The following is a 21,004-nucleotide window of genomic DNA, read 5'->3' as shown; positions in this document are numbered from 1 at the left end:
GGTGACGGCATGCGCGACGCGTACCATGAAGAACTCGATTCACTGACCGACAAGCTGGTCGAGATGACCAGCCTCGTCCGCTCGGCCATTTCACGGGCCACGACGGCCCTGCTCGACTCGGACCTGCAGCTCGCCGAGAGCGTCATTTCCCGCGACGAGGAAGTGAACGCGGTGTTCGCCGACATCGAGAGCTCGATCTTCGAGCTGATGGCCAGGCAGCAGCCAGTCGCGGTGGACCTGCGGATGGTCATCACAGCGCTGCGCATGGGCACCGACCTGGAGCGCATGGGCGACCTCGCCGTCCACGTCGCCAAGGTCGCCCGGCTCCGCCACCCGGACTCGGCGATCCCCGCCGAGGTGCGCTCGACGATCCTGGAGATGGGGCAGATCGCCGAGAACCTCGTCACCAAGGCCGGGAGCTGCGTCGCTTCGCGGGACGTGGAGTCGGCGCTGGAGCTCGAGGCGGACGACGACGCGATGGACCGGCTGCACCGGAGGCTGTTCAGGAACATCCTGTCCAAGGACTGGGAGCACGGGGTGGAGCCGGCGATCGACATCACGTTGATCGGGCGGTATTACGAGCGGTACGCGGATCACGCGGTGCGGGTGGCGGCGGACGTCGTCTACTTGGTCACGGGGTCCCGTCCCGGCTAGAAAAGCGTCGTCCTCGCAGGCGAGACGCTGTCGTGGGGGGCACGCCCCCCACACTTCCGGGCGAGGGGCCACCGTCCCCTCGCGCTCCCCCTTTTTCTGGGCCCTCTCGTATCGATGGTGGGTCAGTCCCCACGACCGCAGGCATGATGCCTTGACCTGCGGGAGCATCCGTCCCATGCCGGTCTACTGCATGGACGAGGCCGAGTCCGCCCTCCCGCCCCCTGATGGCGCCCGGTACCGTGCTGGCAGGGAGGGATGGGGACACATGAGCGAACATCGTGAGACGACCGGCCGATGCTATGCGTGCAAGCGCACATTCAGCTTCGACCCTGCAGAAGTCACGACTTTCTTGATCGATCCCGAGACCCATATGCCGCCAGGGATCACGGTCCTGGGCACTCTTCGACCGGCCAAGCCGGAGGCCGTGGCCAGGTCCGTTGACGAGCCTGTCTGCCCTGACTGCGTGGCCAAGGCGAAGCAGTACAGCGAGGAGATCGGATCAGGTCGCTCCTGGGAAAGCTGGCCGCCGAGCAGCAATTGAGCTCTCCTGCGGGCTCCCCAACGTTCCAGGGACGCCCACAGGCAGATCATTGTCGAGCGGGTACACCAGGATGCGCGCACCGGCCAGCGCCAGCAGCGTGGACGGCTCCCGAGGAACAGCTTGCGCGCGACCAAATGATCTGTCCCTTTCCCGGCGTTGCGGGCTATCCTGACTAGGAAACGGATCTAGTCAGTCGGTCAGGCCTGGTGTTGCTCGTGTCGCAAGTAAAGGTGTCTCGCATCCTCGACGCCGCGGAGGAGTTGCTCCTCGCGTACGGCTATCGCAAGGTCACCATCGACGAGGTCGCGGGCCGGGCCGGCGTGGGCAAGGGAACCGTGTACCTCTACTGGACGAGCAAACGGGATCTGTTCGCGGCCGTGCTCGCCCGGAGCACGGCCCGGCTGGTCGCCGCGCAGTTCGCCGCGGTGCGTGCCGATCCGGCCGAGGTCCGGCTGCATCGCTCGATCCGCCGGTCGTTCCTGCTGACCATGCGCAGCCCGGTGGTCAAGGCGCTGGCCACCGGCGACCACGTCATGCTCGGCGAGGTGCTGACGCGGAGCGAAGCCGGATCGCACTACGTCCTGGGCAAGGTCGATACGACGGCGCGCTATCTGGCGATCCTGTACGAGCACGGTCTGCTGGCCGAGGATCCCGCGACCGACCCGACCCTGTTCTACCGGCTTTCCGCCGCGGTACTCGGCTCTTACCTGCTTGAAGCAGGTCCACCGGGCACCGATGACATCCCGGGCGCGGAGCTGGAGCTGGAGGCCAAGGCCGACGCCCTGGTGACCACACTGCGCCGGGCCTTCGAGCCCGCCACCGAGCCGTCGGAGGCCACGCTGCGGGCCGCAGCGGGCGAGCTGGCCGATCTCTACCGGCAGTGGCTGGCCGACCTGGCCGGCTATCTGCCGCAGGCGACATCGTTCGAAGTCGAGGAAGTCTGACCCTTCCCAGGGACCTGACCCACGAGCGCAAGGGGTTTGCACATGGCAGGCGTCAAGGTACGACTGGACGAGGCGATGGGCACGTCGCTGATCATGCTGTACGGGTTGGCTCACGACGCGCACGCCACCCCGAGCATCCTCGGCGACACCGTCGCCGCGCAGGCTTTGGAGAAGGTCGACTACGACTTCGCGCGGCTGAAGCTCTCACCGAAGCTCACGGCGCTCGCCGTCACCACTCGTGCCAAGCACTTCGACGGCTGGACCTCCCGGTTCCTGGCCCAGCACGAACGGGCCACCGTGGTGAACCTGGGCGCCGGCCTGGACTCGCGCGTCTGGCGGGTCGCTCCGGGGGCGGGCGTGACCTGGTACGACGTCGACTACCCCGAAGTGGCCGAGGTCCGCCGCAAGATCTTCCCGAGCCGTGACAACTACCACCTGATCGGCTCGTCCGTGACCGAGCCGGACTGGCTGGAGCAGATCCGGCCCGATCTGCCCACGCTGATCGTGGCGCAAGGGCTGACCATGTACCTCCAGCCGGAGGAGGGACAGTCGCTGTTCCGCCGCCTCACCGACCACTTCGCCCACGGAGCCGTCATTCTCGACACCCACAACTCCTATGCCCTGCGCCGGCAGAACAAGCTGGTGCACCGTCACTTCGGGGCCACCATGCACTGGGCAATCAACGGCCCCGACGACCTGGAGCGCGCCGTCCCGCAGTTGCACTGCACCGACGTGGTCAGCGGTCTCGTCCTGCAGGGCCGCGCTCCCGGCCTGCCCATCGCCTACAAGATTTTCGTCAAGCTGGTCCAGTCCGTCCCCGTCATCCGTGACGCAGGTCTGTACCTGCGCTACGAATTCGGTAGCTGACGGCCGGCGCGGAGACCGGCAGCCGGGACGACGTCAGGCGTCGGGGCTGGGCGGAGTTCCCCTCCAGGCGCACGCGATCTTCGGCCTTCGGCCTGTCCGATCGCGCATGTTCGATTCCAGACGCTATTGCTCGAAATCGAGATGTTATCTCGTCGCCTTGTGGTCAAAGTCGGGGAGCGCGAGGGACGATAGTCCCCCCGCGCTCCCACACGACACAGCCTGAGCCCCTTGCGCGAAGACCGCGCCTTTGGGAGTCGAAGGGGGCTTGCCCCTCCTGGGAGGCGCTGTCTGGAACCCCGGGCGCGAAGCGCCGATGAGTGGGAGGCCGTGCTTCGGGTCAGCGGCCCTGGTTGGCGACTGCCTCTATGGCGGTCTTGGCGGCCTCCGGGTCCAGGTATTCGCCGCCGGCCTTCCGGGGCTGGAAGTCCGCGTCCAGCTCGTACAGCAGGGGGATGCCCGTCGGGATGTTCAGCCCCGCGATCTCCTCGTCGCTGACGCCGTCCAGGTGCTTGACCAGGGCCCTCAGGGAGTTGCCGTGAGCCGCCACCAGGACCGTGCGGCCCGCTGCCAGGTCTGGGACGATCTGGTCGTACCAGTACGGGAGCATGCGGTCGACCACGTCCTTCAGGCACTCCGTGCGGGGCATCAGCTCCGAGGGGAGGAGGGCATAGCGGGGGTCGCCGGCCTGGGAGTATTCGTCGTCGTCCGCGATCGGGGGCGGCGGCACGTCGTACGAGCGGCGCCACAGCATGAACTGCTCGTCGCCGAACTCCTCGCGCGTCTGCGCCTTGTTCTTGCCCTGAAGGGCGCCGTAGTGGCGCTCGTTGAGGCGCCAGCTCCGCTTGACCGGGAGCCAGAGCAGATCAGCCTCCCCCAACGCCAGCTGGGCCGTCTGGATGGCCCTGGTCAGCAAGCTGGTGTGGACGACGTCCGGGCGCAGTCCGGACTCGTGGATGAGCTTGCCGCCGCGGCGGGCCTCGTCCTCGCCCTTGGCCGAGAGGCTCACGTCCACCCAGCCGGTGAACAGGCCCTTCGCGTTCCAGTCACTCTCGCCGTGCCTTAGCAGCACCAAAGTCGCCATGCGGCCAATCCTATGGTTCCCGGAGTCCGCGGCGTTCTGTGGATCAAACCGTCAACGCTCCGGATCGGCGAAGCGGGCGAACGCCTGCAGGTTGGCGAGGGACTCCCCTCGTTTGGCCCGCCACTCCCACTCCCGCCTGATCGACGACGCGAACCCCAGCTCCAGCGCCCGGTCGAACCAGTCGTCCGAGTACGTCAGCACGCACCCCAGCAACCGGTCCACCTCGTCCTGCGAGACGGCGGCCAGCGGCACCCGTCCCACCAGGTACACGTCCCCGACGGGGTCGAGCGAGAAGTGGACTCCGTACATCGAGCCGTTCTTGCCGAGCAGCCAGCGGTAGAACTCGGTGTGGTTCTCGTCGGGCTGGCGGCAGAAGAACGCCTCGACGTGCAGTGCCTGCTCCCCCACGATCAACCACGTCATGGTGGCGAGCTTGTGTTGGCCGGGCAGTTTGACCAGGAACGCCCCCGGTCGCGGCTCGTCGTAGGAGACGTCCGCGGCCTTGAGCGCGGCTTCGACGACATCGCGCATGCCGACAGGATAGAAGGCCGCCAGAACAAAAGTACGGAGCTAGAAGTTCAGGGCGACGGGCGTCTTGTGCAAGTGCGCGACGGCGGCCGCGTACACCTCTGTCAACCGGGACGCGGTCGCCTGCCAGCCGAACGCGGCCGCATGCGTGCGGGCGCCCACCGAGAGCGAGTCGCGCCACCCGGGCGAGGTGACGAAACGGCGCAGCGCCAGCGCCCATTCCGCCGGGTCGTGGCCGTTCACGAGCAGGCCGGACACCCCGTCCCGTACGGCGGTGCGCAGCCCGCCCACGGCGGCGGCCGCGACGGGGGTGCCGCAGGCCTGGGACTCCAGCGCGACGAGGCCGAACGACTCGCTGTACGAGGGCACGACCGTCACGGAGGCCGCCCGGTACCAGTCGGCCAGTTCCTCCTGCGGGGCCGGGGGCACGAGGCGGACGACGTCCGAGATGCCGAGTTCGGTGGCCAGTTCGGTGAGGAGGGACGGTCTGGCCAGGCCGTTGCCCGACGGACCGCCGACGCAGGCCACGACCAGGCGGTCGCGGAGCGACGGGTCGTCGATGAGCATCCTGGAGGCGGCGCGGAGCAGCACGTCCGGGGCTTTGAGCGGCTGGATCCTGCCGACGAAGAGGAGCACGTGCGCGTCCTGCGGCAGGCCGAGCCGGCGGCGGGCGGCGCCCTGTGAGGCGGGTTGGAAGACGGTGAGGTTGACGCCGGGGTTCACGACGGCAACGCGCCCCTCGTCGGCGCCGTACAGGTCGATGAGCTCACGCGCCTCGTCGACGGTGTTGGCCACGAGGCGGTCGGCGATGTCCACGACCTGCTGCTCGCCGACCACACGGGCCTGGGGCTCCGGCTTGTCGCCCTCGGCGAGGAGGAGGTTCTTGACCTTGGCCATGGTGTGCATGGTGTGCACGAGCGGCACGCCCCAGCGCTCCTTGGCCAGCCAGCCGACCTGGCCGGACAGCCAGTAGTGGGAGTGGATGAGGTCGTAGCGGCCCGGGTCGTACATGGCCTCGGTGCGCAGCACCCCGGACAGGAACGCGCAGAGCTGGCCCGGGAGGTCGCTCCTGTTCATCTCCTCGTACGGGCCCGCGGTGAGGTGCCGTACGAGGACGCCCGGGGCGAGCTCGGCCACGGGCGGGAGGTCGCGGGCGGTGGCCCGGGTGAAGATCTCCACCTCCACGCCGAGCTGAGCGAGCCTTTTGGCGGACTCGACGATGTACACGTTCATGCCTCCGGCGTCGCCCGTTCCGGGCTGGTCCAGGGGCGACGTGTGCATGCTGATGGTCGCGACCCGGCTCACCCGTCGTCGCCTCACTGGACACCACCTCCAACCTGGCTATAACCATCAACATTTTTGCGACATTCCCGACATTGGGTCATAACCGGGTGTTTGGTGCGCCGTGAACCGGCCTCTACGCCCGGCAGGGGCCCTTTTGAGGAGGCGCCAGGGCGCGACTTCCCGCGCCTCGGTGCCGAACGCGGGGGGACATGGAGCCGGGGAGTGGTGCGGTGCCGGGAGGCTGGCAGGATGAAGGGCATGCGGAGAACGGCTGTGGTGACCGGGGCGAGCAGCGGGATCGGAGAGGCGACCGCGCGAAGGCTCGCCGCCGAGGGTTTCGAGGTGGTGGCGGGAGCGCGGCGGCGCGAGCGGCTGGACAAGCTGGCCGCGGACGTGTCCTCGATCAGACCTGTGGTGCTGGACGTGACCTCCCAGGAGTCGGTCGACGCCCTGGTGGACTCGCTCGAGCGCTGCGACGTGCTGGTCAACAACGCCGGTGGCGCCCTCGGCCTCGAATCGGTGGCGGAGGCCCATCTGGACGACTGGCAGCGCATGTACGACGTGAACGTGCTCGGCTCCCTGCGCATGACCAAGGCGCTCGTTCCCAAGCTCATCGAGTCGGGCGACGGCGTGCTGGTGATGGTGACCTCGACGGCGGGCCTGGTGTCGTACGAGGGCGGGGGCGGCTACTGCGCGGCCAAGCACGCCCAGACGTCCATGGTCGAGACGCTCCGCCTGGAGTTGGTCGGGGAGCCGGTGCGGGTCGTGGAGATCGCGCCGGGCATGGTGAAGAGCGAGGGGTTCGCCGTCACCCGGTTCCGCGGGGACGAGGCGGCCGCGGCGCGGGTCTATGCGGGCGTGCCCGACCCGCTGAGCTCGGATGACGTGGCCGACGCGATCGCCTGGTGCGTGACCCGTCCCGCCCACGTGAACATCGACCGTATGATCATCCGCCCGAGGGCCCAGGCCGCCCAGCACAAGGTGCACCGCGTCAGTGGATAGACCGGCCGGAGCCGGCGGCGCCCTGCCAGGTGGGCGGCGCCGCTGGACAGGTCACGGGTCACCGGTCGGCACGATCACCCGGGGCACGACCGGGCACAACCGGCTGAGGCGCTCCGACCGGTGGGTCGTCGCCGTGCACGGCCCGCTGCTGCGGGCCGTCGAAAGGCCGCTCGTGGTGGATCTCGGGTACGGGGCGTCGCACACCACGACGCTGGAGCTGTTCACCCGGCTGCGCAGGGTGGCGCCAGAGGTCGAGGTGGTCGGGATCGAGATCGATCCGGCCAGGGTGGCGGTGGCGAAGCCGTACGAGAGGGACGGGTTGAGCTTCCGGCTGGGCGGCTTCGAACTGCCCGTCTCGCGCCCGCCGACGCTGGTGCGGGCCTTCAACGTCCTCAGGCAGTACGGCGAGGCCGAGGCGTGGCATTACTGGGACGTGCTCAGGGGTGGGCTGGCTCCCGGCGGCGTCCTGATCGAGGGGACGTCGTCCGAGAACGGGCGGCGGGCGATCTGGGCGGGGCTGTCTCCGGAAGGGCCCCGGACGATCACGTTCTCGGCCCGTTTCGATGCCTTCGAGCGGCCTTCGGACCTGGCCGACCGCCTGCCGAAGACCCTCATTCACCGGAACGTGCCGGGTGAGCGGATTCATGCGTTCCTGAGCGACTTCGACCATGCATGGGCGATGAGCGCGCCGTATGGGGCTCATGGGCTGCGGCAGCGGTGGCTGGCCTCCGTGCGGGTGCTGTCCACGTCGTGGCCGGTGCCCATGCGCCCGCCGCTGGGCGGACCGGCGAGGTGGCGGCTCGGCGAGCTGACCCTCCCCTGGTCGGCCGTCGATCCTCGCTGAAGCGCAGCCGCCGTCAGAGGCGTGCCTCGAACACGGCGTAGGCCGCGCTGTCGAACAGCACGAAGCGGACATCCTCCACGGACGTGTCCGCCTGCCGCACCGTGTCAAGGGCGATCCGCGCGGCGTCGTCCATGGGCCAGCCGTAGATCCCGGTCGAGATCGCGGGGAAGGCCACCGACCTGGCCCCCAGCGAGTCGGCCACTCGCAGCGACTCCCGATAGCAGGAGGCCAGCAGCTCCGAACGGTCCTCCGACCTGGAGTGAACCGGCCCGACCGTGTGGATCACCCACTTCGCGGGCAGCCGCCCGGCCGTCGTGGCGACCGCCTGTCCAGTGGGCAGGCCCTTGCCGTAATGACCGGCTCGCAGCTTCCTGCACTCCTCGAGGATCTCCGGCCCGCCGCGGCGGTGAATGGCGCCGTCCACGCCTCCGCCGCCCATGAGGGAGGAGTTGGCGGCGTTGACGACGGCGTCCGCGCGCTGCTCGGTGATGTCGCCCCGCACCAGCGTGATCTCCATCTCACCCAGAGTGTCATCATCGGCCGTCCCGCGCCAACACCGGCGTCATGCGTACGGCCAGCAGGGCGAGCGCCGGGAGCGGGAGGAGCATGGACACCGCACCTGCCAGGCGCTGGTCGGCGAGGACGTCCGGCGCGCCGGACGGGGCAACGAGGGAGAGCCAGTCCTCCGCGACCGCCGGCCCGAGCAGCAGGAGAGCGCCGAGGACCAGGTGGACCGCGGTCACGGTGGCCAGCAGCCGGGCGCGGGCGGCCCACGGGATCGGGCCGGGCAGCGGATCCACGGCTGCCACGACCCGGAACACCAGGAGGCCGATGCCGAAGAAGAGGAGCTCGGTCAGCAGGTGGGGCGCGTAGCCGGACAGGGACCAGGTGAGCCAGGACGTGCCGTACAGGAGGAGGAAGGACACAGGGTAGACGGCCAGCAGGAAGGAGGGGCCGGCGAGGAGCCGGGGGCGGTCGTACCGGAAAGCCCTGGCGGCGAGGGTGAGCGGGGCGCCCAGGCAGAGCAGGAGCGGGGCGATGACGGCGAGCACGGTGTGCTGGAGCGCCTGCGCCGACAACATCGCCCGCGAGTAGCTCCCGACCCCGCCGAGCAGCGCCCACGCCGCCAGCGCCAGTCCCGCGTGCCAGGCCAGCATGCGGCCGGCCGGCCACGGGCCGATCCTGCGCACACCGACCACATAGGCCACCGCGGGCAGCGCCAGGAGCAGCAGGATCGTCGGATCCAGGCGGATCCCGGTGATCAGCGCGCCGGGGGTGAAGGGCGCGAGCGCGTACTCCAGGACGAGATGATCGTGGCCGCCGCCGCTGCCCGGAGGCGGTGGGGTACGCGACAGGCCGACGGCCAGCCCGATGGCGGCCACCATCACGGTCAGCTCTCCGGCTGCCAATCGGACGAAGGTGCGGCGCACGGTGCGGTCGGCGACGCCCGTGACCGTGCGGCGGCGGTGGTTCCAGCCGAACAGGCCGAGGATCACGAGAACGGCGACCTTGGCCATCAGAAGCAGCCCGTAGCCGCTCTGCCAGAGGTCGGAGGGGGCGCTGAGCCGTACCCACGCACTGGCCACGCCGGAGACGGCCACCGCCGCGAAGCAGCACAGCGCGAGCGTGCTGAACCGGGGCAGCACCACCGGCAGGTCACCGGACCGGCGGAAGTGGATGAGCACCGCGGCAAGCCCGCCGGCCCACATCGAGACCGGCACCAGGTGCGACATCAGGGCGGAGATCGCGATGTCGTGGTCGCCCGCGGAGGCGGCGTGCCCCACGTAGGCGGGCGGCAGCAGCCCGAACACGGCGACCGCCAGCCGGATCCCCACCGGGAGCCGGGCCGCCACGACCGCGGTGGCGGCCAGGACCACGAGCAGGGCCTGGGTCTGCGGGATGGACGTGCCGAACTCCAGCAGGTCGGGAGAGGTGAGCAGGTCCCCGACGGGCAGCGGGACGAGGTTCGACAGGGTCAGGACGTAGCTGAGCGCGGTGGCGAGGGCCCAGCCGAGCGCCCACCGGCCGGCCGCGCGCCGGCAGGCACCTGCCTCGGGCGAGGCCGCGGGGGCCAGGACGGCCGCCGTGAGCGTTCCGACGCAGCCGACCGCGCACAGGTCGTAGCAGAACCGGGCCAACGGCAGCCCCCACGCGGTGACCGGCCCGGCGGTGGGCAACCCGGGGATCTCCGGCTTCACGGCCCCGCCGAACCGCAGAACGGCGACCAGCACCACGACGCCCGCGGCCACCGCCGCACAGGCGTAGACCGGGACCGTCCTGAGCGTGAAGGCTCTCGCCGTGATCGGGCGGTCGAGGGGATGCGTCCTCGCCACGGCTCAGCCCGCGTGCCCGGCGATGTCGGCCAGCTCGGCCTTCTGTGCCTGGACGACCTTGCCGGCCAGCTCCAGCGTGGGCCCGTGCTTGCCCGCCTTACTGACGGCCTCGGCCATCTGTACGCCGTGCTCCAGGTGCCCGGTCAGCTCCTTGAGCCACTGCCGGTCGAAATCTGGTCCGGCCTTCAGCTCCGAGCCCATCTGGGTGGTCGGCTCCGGTGGCAGCGGCTCCTTCCAGGAGCGCAGCCACGACGACATCATCTCGATGTCCGCCTTCTCCTCCGCGATGAGCTTCTTGCTCAGGTCGCGCACGTACGAGCTCTTGCCTCGCTCGGCCGCCACCTCGGCCAGCTGGATCGTCTGCTGGTGGTGCGTGATCATCTCCTGGCTGAAGACCACGTCCGCCTGGACGTGGTCCACGGACGTGTCCGCGGCCGCCGCGCATCCCGCCGCCAGCACCAGCCCTAGCAGCGCCACAATTGCCGTGCTCCAACGCATGCCTGGGGATACGCGGGGTATGGCACGCGGGTTCATCCGACGTGGCGGGGTTCACACTCCCCAAATGCCAGCTCGACAGGTTGTAGAGCTACCCTGAAGGGCGTGAAGGGTCTTGGCGAGCTTGAGCGCAGCATCATGGACATCCTCTGGGCGGACAGCAACGCGCTGACCGCCCGCGAGGTCGGCAGGCTGATAGCCGACCGCGATCTTGCCCCCACCACGGTGATGACCGTGCTCGACCGCCTCACCCGCAAGGGCTTCCTCCAGCGCACCCGCGACGGCCGGGCGTGGAGATATCAACCCGCCGAAAGCCGCGACGCGTACATCGCCGAGCTTATGCTTGAAGCCTTGGACATGACGGGCGACCGATCGGCCGCTCTGACTCGCTTCGCCCAGGCCGTGTCGGGCTCGGAGGCGGAGATCCTGCGAAGAGCCCTTACGGAGCTGGAGGAAGAGTGATCACGGCAGCGGTGCTGGCAGCGCTCGCCATGGCGTGCGCGGGCGGCTCCTGGCGTTTCACCACGGCCCGGTGGACCTCACGTGCTCCACGACTGGCCATCATCGTCTGGCAGTCCCTGGGCGTCGCCTGGGGCCTGGCCACCACCGGCGCCATGCTCGCCTACGCGGTCCAGCCGTACGGCGTGGGGGTGCTGCCCGGGCTGATCGCGTTCGCGCAGGGAGAGCCGCCGCTGGAGGCATGGGACCCACTGCACGTGCTGGCCCTGATCGCGGGACTCACCGCGCTGACCGTGCTCGTCGCGGTGCTCCTCACCGCGGGCGTGCAGGCGCTGCGGGCGCGGCGGCGGCACCGCATGCTGCTCGCGCTGATCTCCCACGACGATCCCGGCGTGCCCGGAGTGCGGGTGCTCGACCACCCCGGCGCCGCGGCGTACTGCGTGCCCGGCCTGCGTTCGCAGGTCGTGGTGAGCGCGGGCGCGCTCAGGCTGCTGTCGGAGGACGAGCTGGCGGCCGTGCTCGCGCACGAGGCCGCGCATGTGCGAGAGCGGCACGACCTGGTGCTGCTGCCGTTCGCCGCGCTGGGCAGGGCGCTGCCCTGGTCGAAGGTGGTGGCCGACGCGCAGGCGCAGGTGGAGCTCCTCATCGAGATGGCCGCAGACGACCGCGCCCGGCGCTACTGCTCGCCGCGCAGGCTGGCGACGGCGCTGCTCAGGTTCGGTACGGCGGGCGCCATGCCGACCCCCCACGGCATGATGGGCGTGCACGCCCACAACGTCATGGCCAGGGTCGACCGCCTGATCAAGCCGGGGCCCGAGCTGGCCGTGTCGGCGCGCTACGCATATATCGCGCTCTCTGTGGCATTGGTCACCACGACGCCTTTTCTCTGGGTCTTCCAGCTCTGATGCTTGCTGCCGTTAACCGTCCTGCTTGCAATTGCAAGCAGGACGGGGCAGACTATGGGTATGGCACTACCCAAAGTCGGTTCGATCGGCGAGTACATCCGCGAGCAGCGGCAGCAGGCGAAGATCTCGCTGCGGCAGCTCGCGGAGGCGGCAGGGGTCTCCAACCCCTACCTGAGCCAGATCGAGCGAGGGCTGCGCAAGCCGAGCGCGGAGATCCTCAACCAGATCGCCAAAGGTCTGCGCATCTCCTCGCAGGCGCTCTACGTGCAGGCGGGCCTCATCGAGGACCGAGAGCCGCCAAGTGACGTCATCACGGCAATAAGGGCCGACACGCATCTCACCGAGCGGCAACGCCAGGTGCTGATTGATATCTATGAGTCGTTCCGTAAGGAGACGCGCGCCGAAGGCGAGCAGACCTCCCAGAATGCTCGCCCTCGGCGCGGCTCCGCATCGGACGACGAACCGCTGCCGGAGGAGTTTCTCGCCGCTCTTGAGCCCTATGCGGCGCCCTCCGGCAACGGCAACGTCACCCAGGAAACCAAGGAAGGTTAACCCATGACGCTCGCAACCGAGGTAAAGAAGCTCACCGAGTCCAAGCCGTTCTACGCCGTCGCGGGCGTCGGCGACTACGCCGTGGAGAAGCTGCGCGAGCTGCCCGAGCAGCTGCAGAAGCTGCAGTCGCGCCGCACCGAGCTCGCCAAGGAGCTGCCGGTGCGCGCCCGCGCGTACGCCGACAAGGCCGAGGGCCTCGCCAAGGACTTCCCCGAGAAGGCCCGCGAGTACGCCGACCAGATCACCAACAGGGCCACCGAGGTCTACGAGGACTTCGCCACGCGTGGCCGCAGGATCGTCAGCAAGGCCAGCGGCAGCGCGGCGCTCGAGCTCGAAGAGGTGTCCGAGGCCGCCGAGCCGCCCGTCGCCAAGCCCGTGACGCCGGTCAGGAAGCCCCGCACCACCAAGACCAGGGCCTGAGCCGGCCGGAGAGCCCGCTTCCTTCGGGAGGCGGGCTTTCCGCTTTGGGGTGCCCTCCTGTCGGGGCTGGCCATTAGGCTGAAGCCGATTTCATCGCGGCGTTGTGCGGAGCCAACAACATGAACTTGATCAACGGTGTCCTCAACCTCCTCTTCCTGGTGCTCGCCGCCGTCATCTTCGGAATGTCGGTTTACGCGCTCGTTCACGCGCTCCGGGTGCCGACTGGCGCGTTCGTCTCGGCGGGCAAGCTGCAGAAGAACATCTGGCTGCTGTTCCTCGGGCTGGCGACGCTGTTCTCCGCCGCGGGCGCGTGGAGCTACCTCACTGCCTTCCTCTTCGTCGGCGGCCAGGGCTTCATCGGCATGAGCGCCCTGGGCTTCTTCTCGATCCTGGCGGTCATCGCGGCCACGATCTACATCGTGGACGTCAAGCCGGCCGTCAAGGGCATGGGCCGGGGGAACAGCGGGCCCTACGGCCCCTGGTGATCAGGCCAGCTCGCCCGTCAGCCAGGCGGCGAGCCTTTCGTGCCCGACGAGCGTGGGATGCACGCCGTCGGGCAGGATCGCCTCAGCGGGCCAGTGCCGGCGCAGCGGGTCGAGGAACGTCACGTCCTCCCGCCTGGCCACCTTCGCCAACTCGTCGCGTACGTCGTAGGCCCTCCTGGGCGCGCCGGCCAGCCAGATCGGCCCGACCATGACGATCTTCGTGTGCGGCCAGCGCCCACGCACCTCCTCCAGCAGCCCCGCGGCGGCGTCCCCCACCCGCGCCGGGCTCCAGCGTCCGTCGTTGTGGCCGCCGGAGATGACCAGCAGGTCGGGGGCCGGGCGCCAGGCCAGTTCCACCTCGAACGAGCGCTGGAACGTACGCCCCACTCTGCCCGTGTTGAGATAGCCCGTCCCGCCCGCGCCGGCGATGACCGGCTCGAAGCCCAGGTGCCGCGCGGTCTCCGACGCGTACGTCTCCCACCGGGGCACCGGCCCCGACCCCACGGTGAAACTGTCGCCGACGAACATCATCACCGGCTTGGGCGAGGGCACGGCTCGCTCTTCACCGGCGCACCCCTGCACCAGCGCCGCCATCACGACGAACGGCGCGATGAGCCTCAGGCCACGCATCATCACCTCGGGGCACTAGGCTGCCGACATGACCAACGACCTCCACGGGCGCACACAACGGCTGGAACTGTCGGACCAGGTCCTACGCGACTTCGAAGCCGTCGTGCTGGACGCGACGCCTGACGGGATCGTGCTGAGCAGGTCGGCATTCTATCCAGGTGGCGGCGGTCAGCCGGCGGATCACGGGGTTCTGATCTGGCAGGGCGTGGAGACCCGCATCGTGGGGGCGCGCAAGGGCGACGACCTCTACCTGATCCCGGCCGAGGGCGATCCGATCCCGCCCGCGGGCACCGTGGTCCAGGCGGCGGTGGCCGACGAGCGCCGCTCGGCCCTCATGCGTACGCACTCGGGGCTCCACGTGCTGTGCGGGGTGGTGTTCAGGGACTACGGCTGCCTCGTCACCGGCGGCAACATGGACGAGCTCAGCGCGCGGATGGACTTCAACCTGCCGGAGGTGCCTCCCGGGTTCAAGGAGGCCGTCGAGGACGCGTGCAACGCCGAGATCGCCGCCGACCGGCGCATCGACGTACGCGTCCTGCCCCGCAAGGAGGCGTTCGAGATCCCCGACATCATCCGCACGGCCACCAACCTCGTGCCCGAAACCGTGCAGGACGTGCGCATCGTCGACATCGTGGGCCTCGACACCCAGGCCGACGGCGGCACCCACGTGGCCTCCACCAAGCAGATCGGCCACATCAAGGTCGCCAAGATCGAGAGCAAGGGGCGCGGCTTCCGCCGGCTGCGCATCCAGATCTCCGGCTGACCCCATCCTTGGGGCCGGCCTGCGCTCCTTCGCCCCCACCGCACTTCGGTGCCGCCCTTAGGGATGAACGGGCGAAACCCCACCTCGGTGCGGCCCCTTGGGGAAGGAGGGGCCGGAGGGTGGGGAAATTCGGCTAGTCGATCACCTTGGCGAGGCCGTCGAGCAGCGGGCCGAGCCCGAACTCGAAGAGCCGGTCGAGGTCGAGGTCGAAGTCGCCGTCCAGCTCCTCGACGACTTTTGCGAAGGCGGGATATTCGTTCGACTCGGTGATCCCGCGCAGGGCCTCGTCCTGCTCGGCCATCCACTCGTCGGCCGTGATGCCCGTGGCGGCCTGGAACCGCCGCTCCAGCTCGATGTTGGCGGCGATGCCCTGCACGTAGCTGTAGACCAGGGTGTGCACGTGCATCTTGGCCGTGGCGTCGAGCCTCGTGTCCGCCAGCGCGGCCATGGCCCATTCCGTGTGCCTGATCAGGCTGGCCGAGGGCAGCGGCCTGGTCAGTGACGTGACGCCGGCCATCCACGGGTGCGCGCGGTAGCCGGCCCACTGGAGGCGGGCCGACACCTCCATCCTGGCCCGCCAGCCGTCCGGGGGCTCCTCGGGCAGCGGGAACTCCTCGATCACGGCGTCCACCATGAGCAGCACCAGGTCATCCTTGCCGCCTATGTGCCGGTAAAGGGACATGGTGGCCATGCCGAGCCGGTCGGCGACGCCACGCATGGTGAGCTCGGGAAGCCCCTCCGCGTCGGCTATCTCGATGGCCGCCCGCACGATGCGGTCCCGAGTCAGATCGTTTCCGGAAATATCCGGACGCCGAGCGGCTGCCTGGCCCCCGCGGGGTTCCGCCACGATCGTGCCCACCCGCGGCTCCGCGACCACCACTCCCTCCTGGGCCAGGAGCGCGAGCGCCTTGGCCGCGGTGGCCAGCGCGACCTGCCAGTCCCTGGCGAGCTGCCTGGTGGAGGGCACCCGGTCGCCCGGTCGCAGCTTGCCGTCGGCTATGCGGCGCTTGATATCGGCGACGATCCGGGCGTAGGGCGCTGTCATTCGGCCTCCTGTACTAGTACAGATCTCGCCAGCATACCCTTGTGACGTGCTGTCCGTACGCCGTACATTCAGCGTACGACGTCAACAGACAGGAGTACATCATGAAGGTTCTCATCTCCGGCGCCAGTGTCGGCGGCCCGGTCCTGGCCTACTGGCTGCGGCGGCACGGATACGAGACGACGCTCGTAGAGCGGGCCCCGGCCCCGCGCAAGGGCGGCCAGGCCATCGACATCAGGGGCGCCGCGCTGACCGTGGTCGCGAAGATGGGCGTCATCGAGCAGATCAAGGCCCTGCGGACCACCATGCGCGGCATGTCCATGGTGGACGGCGACGGTAACGAGCTCATGCGCAGCTACGAGGAGACGGTCAGCGGCGGCCGGTTCGACAGCCCGGACATCGAGATCATGCGCGACGACCTGACCGCGACCCTCACGGCCGCCACCGAAGGCGCCGAGTACGTCTACGGCGACTCGATCGCCACCCTCGCCCAGGACCCCGACGGCGTGGACGTGACGTTCGAGAGCGGCCGTCAGGCCCGCTACGACTACGTGTTCGGCGCTGACGGCCTCCACTCCAACGTGCGCAAACTCGCCTTCGGCCCCGAGGAGCCGTTCCTCAGCCACCTCGGCATGTACGTCTCCATCTTCACCGCCGACAACTTCCTCGGCCTGGACCACTGGCAGACCTGGTTCAGGGAGGGCGATGCGGGCGGCGCCGTCTTCAGCGACCGGGACGCCGCCGTGATGCGGGTCAACTTGGGCTTCGGCGCGGATCCGATCGACTACGACCACCGCGACATCGACCAGCAGAAGCGCCTGATCGAGGAGCACTGTTCGGGAATGGGCTGGGAGGTGCCGAAGCTGCTCGAGGCCATGTGGAAGGCCGACGACTTCTACTTCGACGCCATGGCCCAGGTCAAGATGGAGCGCTGGTCCAAGGGCAGGGTCGCGCTGATCGGCGACGCCGGCTACTGTGCCTCGCCTCTGTCGGGGCAGGGCACGAGCCTGGCCCTGGTGGGGGCGTACGTGCTGGCGCAGGAGCTCGGCAGGGACCCGCTGGCCGCCTTCGACCGGTACGAGGAGCGCATGCGCGCGTTCGTCGAGCAGAACCAGGCGCTCGTCCTCGAGAACCCCGGCCAGGGCGCCTCGCCGGAGAGCGTTCAGCGGGCGGCAACCAGCATCACGCTGGATTGACAGTCACGAACCGATACGATTTGCCGCCATGGGTATCAGACTCACGATGGCCGCGCTCGGGGCCACCGCTCTGACGTTGACCGCCGCACCCGCGTACGCAGCGGAAGCCGGGATCACGGACGAGGTGACGATGACCCTCGGCAAGAACGGCACTCTGCACGTGGTCGAGAAGATCGGCGGGGCGTCGGGTGAGCTCAAGCGGACGTTCATCACCAGGACGCGGTACGACGACGGCAACGACCGCGTCTACCAGATCTCGAACGTCAAGGGCGGCACCCTGGCGGGCGACGTACTCACCGTGAAGGGCGATGGCACGGTCGAGTACGACGTCAAGGGGGCGGTGACGACCTCGGGCGGTGTCGAGGAGCTGCGCTGGTTCGCGGTGAACGGCTGGAATCAGCAGGTCGCCAAGGCCACGGTGAGGGTGAACGGTCCGGGCCAGGTGCAGAACCTGTCCTGCTTCGCCGGGGAGCTGACCTCGGCCATCGGCTGCACGTCGGCCTCCATGGACCACGAGGCCACCAGGGCCGACTTCGAGCAGGACAACATCGGGCCCGGCCAGGCGCTGACCGTGGTCGTCGGCTACCCCAAGGGCTCCAGCGGCGGCGCCCCCATCCTGGAGCGGCGCTTCTCGCTGGCCTCCGCGTTCACGCTCAACACCGTCACGGGCGGCGCCCTGGCCGGGCTGCTGGTGCTGCTGCTCGGCGGCGTCGCCCTGCTCTACTGGACGCGCGGGCGCGACGCCAGGGTCGCGGGAAACGAGCGGGGCTCGGTCGATCCGGTGCAGAACGGCCACTTCTCCCCGCCCGACGGGGTCCGGCCCGGCCAGATCGGCACGCTGGTCGACGAGCAGGCCGACGTGGTCGACGTGACCGCCACGATCGTGGACCTCGCGGTCCGCGGCTACCTGCGGATCGACGAGCAGCAGCGCCAGACGTACGACGCGCCCGACTGGATGCTGGTCAGGCTGCCGAACGCGCCCGTCAACGCGCTGCTGCCCTACGAGCGCGCCCTGTACGACGCCATCTTCGACGGGCGGGACGCGGTGCTGCTGTCGCAGCTGTCCGGCTCGTTCGCGGCCCACCTGGGCAAGGTGCGCGACGCTCTCTACGCCGACGTGGTCAGGCAGGGCTGGTTCGCCCGGCGCCCGGACACCGAGCGCACCAGGTGGACGACGATCGGCGTGGTGCTCATCGGCCTCGGACTGGTGGCCACGGTGGCGCTGGCCTGGTTCACCACGTACGGGCTGCTCGGCCTGGCCCTGGTCATCGCGGGCGGCGCGCTGGCCGTCGGCGGGCAGTACATGCCGGCCAAGACGGCCAAGGGCTCGACGGCGCTGGCGCACACCATGGGCTTCCGGCAGTACCTGTTCTCGGGCGAGCTGGGCGACGTGCCCGAGCAGCACAGGGTGGAGCTGTTCTCGCGCTACCTGCCGTACGCGGTGATCTTCGACGGGGTGGAGCACTGGTCGCGGGTGGTGGCCTCGGTCACCGGCAACGGCCACCAGGCCGACAACCTGTACTGGTACCACGGGCCCGCGGAGTGGGACCTGTCCAAGTTCGCCGGGTCGATGCGCACGTTCACCACCACGACCTCGGGCGCCATCTCCGCCACCCGCCAGTTCCGCACCCTCTAACGGAAGCGGAGCTCGCCCACTGGCCGCCCTCCTCCGAGCACCGGCGGGGCGGCCAGCTCGTCCAGCTCGGGCGCGTCCAGGCCCAGCGAGCGCAGGGCAGCGACCGTGACGGGGACGCGGGCGCGCTGCGACCCGTCCTCGATCTTGACGGTGCCCGCGCGCCCGTCCTCGAACGCGAACGCGTCGAACGCCTCGGCCCCCGCCTTCAGCATGAGACCGGGCAGCGCGCGCATGAGCTTGGCCTCCGGCCGGTCGGTCCCCGAGGTCCACTCGGGGTAGGTGCTCATGGCGTCGAAGATCTTGCGCTCGTACGAGTCGGGCGAGGACATGGGGAACGCCCTGAACGCCTTGGTCACCCCGAGCATCGACACGAAGAACAGCGGCGCCCCGCACCCGTCCACCCCGGAGGCCGCGATCCGCTCCCCTGTCAGGTCCTCCACCGTCTCGCGGATCGCGCGCTGGAGCGGGTGCTTGGGCTCGAGATAAGAGTCCGTGGGCCAGTCGTTCAGCACGCAGGTGGCCAGCATGGCGGCGTGCTTGCCGGAGCAGTTCATGTAGACGCGCCCGCGTTCGGTCACCGTACGGTCGGACGGGTAGTCCTCGGGGCACCCCAGCGCCGACTCCTCCAGGCCGGCGCCCGCGAGGATCTTCCTGACGCCGTCCACGTGGAACGGCTCGCCCGAATGGGAGGCGCAGGCCAGCGCCAGCAACTCATGCTCCAGTCCCAGGCCGGCGCGGAGCATGCCGAGCGCCTGAAGCGGCTTCATCGACGACCGTGGGGACGCGGGGACGTGCACCGCGCCCCTCGCCGCGACCGGGCGTCCTTCCGCGTCCACGGTCAGCATGCGAGCCTGATGCGTGGACTCCACGAACCCCGACCGGACAACTTCCACAATCATCGACATATAAATCCCCTTTCGGCATGAGTCTACGGATCGTCGCCGCTGGTCCAGAATGGATTGCCATGCGAGCAGTGGTGCAGAGAGTGAGTTCGGCGTCGGTCGTGGTCGACGGGCGCACGGTCGGGGCGATCGAGGAGCCCGGGCTGCTGGTGCTGGTGGGCGTCACGCACACGGACACGCGGGCCTCGTCCGCCAAGCTCGCCGCGAAGCTGTGGGGGCTGCGCATCCTGCACGGCGAGAAGTCCTGCTCGGACGTGTCGGCGCCGCTCCTGGTGATCAGTCAGTTCACCCTGTACGGCGACGCCCGCAAGGGGCGACGGCCCACGTGGCAGGCCGCCGCCCCTGGGCCCGTCGCCGAGCCGCTGGTGGACGCGGTGGTGGAGGAGCTGCGCGCGTTGGGCGCGCACGTGGAGACGGGCGTCTTCGGTGCGGACATGAAGGTGTCGCTGGTCAACGACGGCCCGATCACCCTCATCGTCGAGGTCTAGGCGGCCCTCAGCGGATGCGGCGGCGAAGCGATGGGTCGATGCTGACGTTGCGGCCCGCGTCCGGCGGCACGACGACCTCCTGCGCCGCCGCCACCCCGCCGGCCAGCAGCGGCGCGTCCAGCGGCACCGTGCGCTTGATCACGGCCAGCGCGATCGGGCCCAGCTCGTGGTGCCTGGCGGCCGAGCCGACCTCGCCGACCTCCTGGCCCTCGAAGACCACCGGGGCACCGTGCGGGGGCAGCGTGTCGACGCTGCCGTCGAGGTGCAGGAACACCAGGCGGCGCGGTGGATGCCCAAGATTGTGCACCCTGGCGACGGTCTCCTGGCCCCGGTAGCAGCCCTTGCTCAGGTGCACGGCCGAGCCGATCCATCCCACCTCGTGAGGGATCGTCTTGTGGTCGGTGTCGAGCCCCAGCCGCGGCCGGTGCGCCTCGATCCGCAGCGCCTCGTACGCCCACAGCCCCGCCAGCGGCCTGCCCAGGTGCTCGGGCAGCTCGTCGCGCGGCACCAGGAAGTCTTCTGTGGCCGTGGACAGCACCGCCAGCTCGTCGGCCCGCGACACCTCCACACGGAGCATGAACCGCATCCGGTCGAGATAGTCGATCAGGCTCTGCGCGCTGCCCGGCTCGACGTGAGCCAGCACGCTCTCGCCGTCGTCGACCAGCGTCAGGTGGTGCTGCACGTGACCTTGGAGGTCGAGGTCGAGCGTCTGGGTCCACTCGCCGGGCCGCAACGCGTCGAGCTTCTGCGAGGTCAGGTCGTTGAGCCATTTGAGCCGGTCGGTGCCGGAGACGCGGACCACCTCGCGGTTGCTGCGGTCGACGACCGCCTCACCCTTGGCCAGCGCGCGCTGCTCGGCGAACAGGTCACCGTAGTGCGCGGCTACGTCGGAGTCCGGCACGTCGGCGGCGACGGCACCGGGGAGGTCGAGCAGAGGGCTACGCATGCCATCC

25 protein-coding genes are annotated in these 21,004 nt (G+C 69.8%); 15 read left to right on the top strand and 10 right to left on the bottom strand.

The window, feature by feature from the left end; genetic code table 11:
- Positions 1-9 precede the first annotated feature (9 nt).
- From phoU to ACQPWU_RS04650, 4 genes are all read left to right on the top strand, one after another.
- Positions 10-654 (top strand): phosphate signaling complex protein PhoU, encoded by a 645-nt coding sequence (gene phoU / locus ACQPWU_RS04665; RefSeq protein WP_433437135.1) that lies wholly within the window; start codon positions 10-12, stop codon positions 652-654.
- A gap of 265 nt (positions 655-919) precedes the next feature.
- Positions 920-1,195 (top strand): hypothetical protein, encoded by a 276-nt coding sequence (locus tag ACQPWU_RS04660; protein WP_433437133.1) that lies wholly within the window; start codon positions 920-922, stop codon positions 1,193-1,195.
- Positions 1,196-1,425: 230 nt separating this feature from the next.
- Positions 1,426-2,139, top strand: coding sequence for a TetR/AcrR family transcriptional regulator (locus tag ACQPWU_RS04655; RefSeq protein ID WP_433437131.1), 714 nt, complete (start codon positions 1,426-1,428; stop codon positions 2,137-2,139).
- A gap of 42 nt (positions 2,140-2,181) precedes the next feature.
- Complete coding sequence (locus tag ACQPWU_RS04650) at positions 2,182-3,006, top strand: class I SAM-dependent methyltransferase (protein ID WP_433437130.1); 825 nt, start codon at positions 2,182-2,184, stop codon at positions 3,004-3,006.
- 337 nt (positions 3,007-3,343) lie between these two features.
- On the opposite strand, the gene ACQPWU_RS04645 is transcribed toward ACQPWU_RS04650, so the two are convergent.
- The 3 genes from ACQPWU_RS04645 to mshA are packed head-to-tail and all read right to left on the bottom strand — an operon-like array spanning position 3,344 to position 5,935.
- Positions 3,344-4,087 (bottom strand): phosphoglyceromutase, encoded by a 744-nt coding sequence (locus ACQPWU_RS04645; protein WP_433437129.1) that lies wholly within the window; start codon positions 4,085-4,087, stop codon positions 3,344-3,346.
- A 51-nt stretch (positions 4,088-4,138) separates the two neighbouring features.
- Positions 4,139-4,618, bottom strand: a complete 480-nt coding sequence (locus ACQPWU_RS04640; RefSeq protein ID WP_433437128.1) for a YbjN domain-containing protein — start codon at positions 4,616-4,618, stop codon at positions 4,139-4,141.
- Positions 4,619-4,657: 39 nt separating this feature from the next.
- Positions 4,658-5,935, bottom strand: a complete 1,278-nt coding sequence (mshA, locus tag ACQPWU_RS04635; RefSeq protein ID WP_433437126.1) for a D-inositol-3-phosphate glycosyltransferase — start codon at positions 5,933-5,935, stop codon at positions 4,658-4,660.
- Between the two features lie 222 nt (positions 5,936-6,157).
- Between mshA and ACQPWU_RS04630 the strand changes: the two genes are divergently transcribed.
- Both ACQPWU_RS04630 and ACQPWU_RS04625 read left to right on the top strand, forming a co-directional pair.
- Positions 6,158-6,901 (top strand): SDR family NAD(P)-dependent oxidoreductase, encoded by a 744-nt coding sequence (locus ACQPWU_RS04630; protein ID WP_433437125.1) that lies wholly within the window; start codon positions 6,158-6,160, stop codon positions 6,899-6,901.
- Complete coding sequence (locus ACQPWU_RS04625) at positions 6,894-7,745, top strand: class I SAM-dependent methyltransferase (protein ID WP_433437124.1); 852 nt, start codon at positions 6,894-6,896, stop codon at positions 7,743-7,745. The genes ACQPWU_RS04630 and ACQPWU_RS04625 overlap by 8 nt, the downstream gene beginning before the upstream one ends.
- A gap of 13 nt (positions 7,746-7,758) precedes the next feature.
- Here the strand turns inward: ACQPWU_RS04625 and ACQPWU_RS04620 are convergent, their stop codons facing one another.
- Genes ACQPWU_RS04620 through ACQPWU_RS04610 form a run of 3 tightly spaced genes read right to left on the bottom strand, consistent with a single transcriptional unit; the run spans position 7,759 to position 10,555 of the window.
- The gene (locus tag ACQPWU_RS04620) at positions 7,759-8,262 is read right to left on the bottom strand and encodes an O-acetyl-ADP-ribose deacetylase (RefSeq protein WP_433437123.1); all 504 of its coding nucleotides are present in this window, start codon (positions 8,260-8,262) and stop codon (positions 7,759-7,761) included.
- 16 nt (positions 8,263-8,278) lie between these two features.
- Complete coding sequence (locus ACQPWU_RS04615) at positions 8,279-10,078, bottom strand: cytochrome c oxidase assembly protein (protein WP_433437121.1); 1,800 nt, start codon at positions 10,076-10,078, stop codon at positions 8,279-8,281.
- Between the two features lie 3 nt (positions 10,079-10,081).
- The gene (locus ACQPWU_RS04610) at positions 10,082-10,555 is read right to left on the bottom strand and encodes a DUF305 domain-containing protein (protein ID WP_433437120.1); all 474 of its coding nucleotides are present in this window, start codon (positions 10,553-10,555) and stop codon (positions 10,082-10,084) included.
- 123 nt (positions 10,556-10,678) lie between these two features.
- Here ACQPWU_RS04610 and ACQPWU_RS04605 point away from each other — a divergent pair, with 123 nt between their 5' ends.
- The 5 genes from ACQPWU_RS04605 (at position 10,679) to ACQPWU_RS04585 (ending at position 13,394) form a co-directional block, all read left to right on the top strand.
- Positions 10,679-11,035 (top strand): BlaI/MecI/CopY family transcriptional regulator, encoded by a 357-nt coding sequence (locus ACQPWU_RS04605; protein ID WP_433437119.1) that lies wholly within the window; start codon positions 10,679-10,681, stop codon positions 11,033-11,035.
- Positions 11,032-11,937 carry a M56 family metallopeptidase gene (locus tag ACQPWU_RS04600; RefSeq protein WP_433437118.1) on the top strand — a complete coding sequence of 302 codons (906 nt, stop codon included), beginning with the start codon at positions 11,032-11,034 and terminating at the stop codon, positions 11,935-11,937. Before ACQPWU_RS04605 ends, ACQPWU_RS04600 begins: the two co-directional genes overlap by 4 nt.
- Before the next feature lie 60 nt (positions 11,938-11,997).
- Positions 11,998-12,489 carry a helix-turn-helix domain-containing protein gene (locus ACQPWU_RS04595; RefSeq protein WP_433437117.1) on the top strand — a complete coding sequence of 164 codons (492 nt, stop codon included), beginning with the start codon at positions 11,998-12,000 and terminating at the stop codon, positions 12,487-12,489.
- A gap of 3 nt (positions 12,490-12,492) precedes the next feature.
- Positions 12,493-12,909: a hypothetical protein gene (locus tag ACQPWU_RS04590; RefSeq protein ID WP_433437116.1), complete on the top strand. Its 417-nt coding sequence runs from the start codon at positions 12,493-12,495 to the stop codon at positions 12,907-12,909.
- 119 nt (positions 12,910-13,028) lie between these two features.
- On the top strand, positions 13,029-13,394 hold the full coding sequence (locus ACQPWU_RS04585) for a DUF2516 family protein (protein WP_433437114.1): 366 nt from the start codon (positions 13,029-13,031) through the stop codon (positions 13,392-13,394).
- Here the strand turns inward: ACQPWU_RS04585 and ACQPWU_RS04580 are convergent, their stop codons facing one another.
- Entirely contained in the window at positions 13,395-14,027 is a 633-nt protein-coding gene (locus ACQPWU_RS04580) for an SGNH/GDSL hydrolase family protein (RefSeq protein WP_433437113.1), read from the bottom strand.
- A 25-nt stretch (positions 14,028-14,052) separates the two neighbouring features.
- Between ACQPWU_RS04580 and ACQPWU_RS04575 the strand changes: the two genes are divergently transcribed.
- The gene (locus tag ACQPWU_RS04575; protein ID WP_433437112.1) at positions 14,053-14,787 is read left to right on the top strand and encodes an alanyl-tRNA editing protein; all 735 of its coding nucleotides are present in this window, start codon (positions 14,053-14,055) and stop codon (positions 14,785-14,787) included.
- A 133-nt stretch (positions 14,788-14,920) separates the two neighbouring features.
- On the opposite strand, the gene ACQPWU_RS04570 is transcribed toward ACQPWU_RS04575, so the two are convergent.
- Positions 14,921-15,832, bottom strand: coding sequence for a TetR/AcrR family transcriptional regulator C-terminal domain-containing protein (locus ACQPWU_RS04570; RefSeq protein ID WP_433437110.1), 912 nt, complete (start codon positions 15,830-15,832; stop codon positions 14,921-14,923).
- Between the two features lie 101 nt (positions 15,833-15,933).
- Between ACQPWU_RS04570 and ACQPWU_RS04565 the strand changes: the two genes are divergently transcribed.
- Positions 15,934-17,025, top strand: coding sequence for an FAD-dependent monooxygenase (locus ACQPWU_RS04565; protein WP_433437108.1), 1,092 nt, complete (start codon positions 15,934-15,936; stop codon positions 17,023-17,025).
- 28 nt (positions 17,026-17,053) lie between these two features.
- Positions 17,054-18,661, top strand: a complete 1,608-nt coding sequence (locus ACQPWU_RS04560) for a DUF2207 domain-containing protein (RefSeq protein WP_433437107.1) — start codon at positions 17,054-17,056, stop codon at positions 18,659-18,661.
- Here ACQPWU_RS04560 and ACQPWU_RS04555 read toward each other — a convergent pair.
- Entirely contained in the window at positions 18,658-19,566 is a 909-nt protein-coding gene (locus ACQPWU_RS04555) for an asparaginase (RefSeq protein WP_433437105.1), read from the bottom strand. The two genes, ACQPWU_RS04560 and ACQPWU_RS04555, sit on opposite strands and share 4 nt — an antisense overlap.
- Before the next feature lie 59 nt (positions 19,567-19,625).
- Here ACQPWU_RS04555 and dtd point away from each other — a divergent pair, with 59 nt between their 5' ends.
- Positions 19,626-20,051 (top strand): D-aminoacyl-tRNA deacylase, encoded by a 426-nt coding sequence (gene dtd, locus ACQPWU_RS04550; protein ID WP_433437104.1) that lies wholly within the window; start codon positions 19,626-19,628, stop codon positions 20,049-20,051.
- Between the two features lie 7 nt (positions 20,052-20,058).
- On the opposite strand, the gene ACQPWU_RS04545 is transcribed toward dtd, so the two are convergent.
- Complete coding sequence (locus ACQPWU_RS04545) at positions 20,059-20,997, bottom strand: YgfZ/GcvT domain-containing protein (RefSeq protein WP_433437102.1); 939 nt, start codon at positions 20,995-20,997, stop codon at positions 20,059-20,061.
- Between the last annotated feature and the right edge of the window lie 7 nt (positions 20,998-21,004).

It is taken from the genome of Nonomuraea sp. CA-141351 (assembly GCF_050944675.1).
In the GTDB taxonomy this organism is placed as follows: Bacteria; Actinomycetota; Actinomycetes; order Streptosporangiales; family Streptosporangiaceae; genus Nonomuraea.
This window is presented reverse-complemented; position numbering and strand designations above follow the sequence as displayed.

Excerpts from the sequence above, each read along its gene's own strand:
- phoU (WP_433437135.1), top strand. The coding sequence starts at position 10 with ATGCGCGACGCGTACCATGAAGAACTCGATTCACTGACCGACAAGCTG.
- ACQPWU_RS04660 (WP_433437133.1), top strand. The coding sequence starts at position 920 with ATGAGCGAACATCGTGAGACGACCGGCCGATGCTATGCGTGCAAGCGC.
- ACQPWU_RS04650 (WP_433437130.1), top strand. The coding sequence starts at position 2,182 with ATGGCAGGCGTCAAGGTACGACTGGACGAGGCGATGGGCACGTCGCTG.
- ACQPWU_RS04645 (WP_433437129.1), bottom strand. The coding sequence starts at position 4,087 with ATGGCGACTTTGGTGCTGCTAAGGCACGGCGAGAGTGACTGGAACGCG.
- ACQPWU_RS04640 (WP_433437128.1), bottom strand. The coding sequence starts at position 4,618 with ATGCGCGATGTCGTCGAAGCCGCGCTCAAGGCCGCGGACGTCTCCTAC.
- ACQPWU_RS04630 (WP_433437125.1), top strand. The coding sequence starts at position 6,158 with ATGCGGAGAACGGCTGTGGTGACCGGGGCGAGCAGCGGGATCGGAGAG.
- ACQPWU_RS04620 (WP_433437123.1), bottom strand. The coding sequence starts at position 8,262 with ATGGAGATCACGCTGGTGCGGGGCGACATCACCGAGCAGCGCGCGGAC.
- ACQPWU_RS04595 (WP_433437117.1), top strand. The coding sequence starts at position 11,998 with ATGGCACTACCCAAAGTCGGTTCGATCGGCGAGTACATCCGCGAGCAG.
- ACQPWU_RS04590 (WP_433437116.1), top strand. The coding sequence starts at position 12,493 with ATGACGCTCGCAACCGAGGTAAAGAAGCTCACCGAGTCCAAGCCGTTC.
- ACQPWU_RS04585 (WP_433437114.1), top strand. The coding sequence starts at position 13,029 with ATGAACTTGATCAACGGTGTCCTCAACCTCCTCTTCCTGGTGCTCGCC.
- ACQPWU_RS04580 (WP_433437113.1), bottom strand. The coding sequence starts at position 14,027 with ATGATGCGTGGCCTGAGGCTCATCGCGCCGTTCGTCGTGATGGCGGCG.
- ACQPWU_RS04575 (WP_433437112.1), top strand. The coding sequence starts at position 14,053 with ATGACCAACGACCTCCACGGGCGCACACAACGGCTGGAACTGTCGGAC.
- ACQPWU_RS04570 (WP_433437110.1), bottom strand. The coding sequence starts at position 15,832 with ATGACAGCGCCCTACGCCCGGATCGTCGCCGATATCAAGCGCCGCATA.
- ACQPWU_RS04565 (WP_433437108.1), top strand. The coding sequence starts at position 15,934 with ATGAAGGTTCTCATCTCCGGCGCCAGTGTCGGCGGCCCGGTCCTGGCC.
- ACQPWU_RS04560 (WP_433437107.1), top strand. The coding sequence starts at position 17,054 with ATGGGTATCAGACTCACGATGGCCGCGCTCGGGGCCACCGCTCTGACG.
- ACQPWU_RS04555 (WP_433437105.1), bottom strand. The coding sequence starts at position 19,566 with ATGTCGATGATTGTGGAAGTTGTCCGGTCGGGGTTCGTGGAGTCCACG.
- dtd (WP_433437104.1), top strand. The coding sequence starts at position 19,626 with ATGCGAGCAGTGGTGCAGAGAGTGAGTTCGGCGTCGGTCGTGGTCGAC.
- ACQPWU_RS04545 (WP_433437102.1), bottom strand. The coding sequence starts at position 20,997 with ATGCGTAGCCCTCTGCTCGACCTCCCCGGTGCCGTCGCCGCCGACGTG.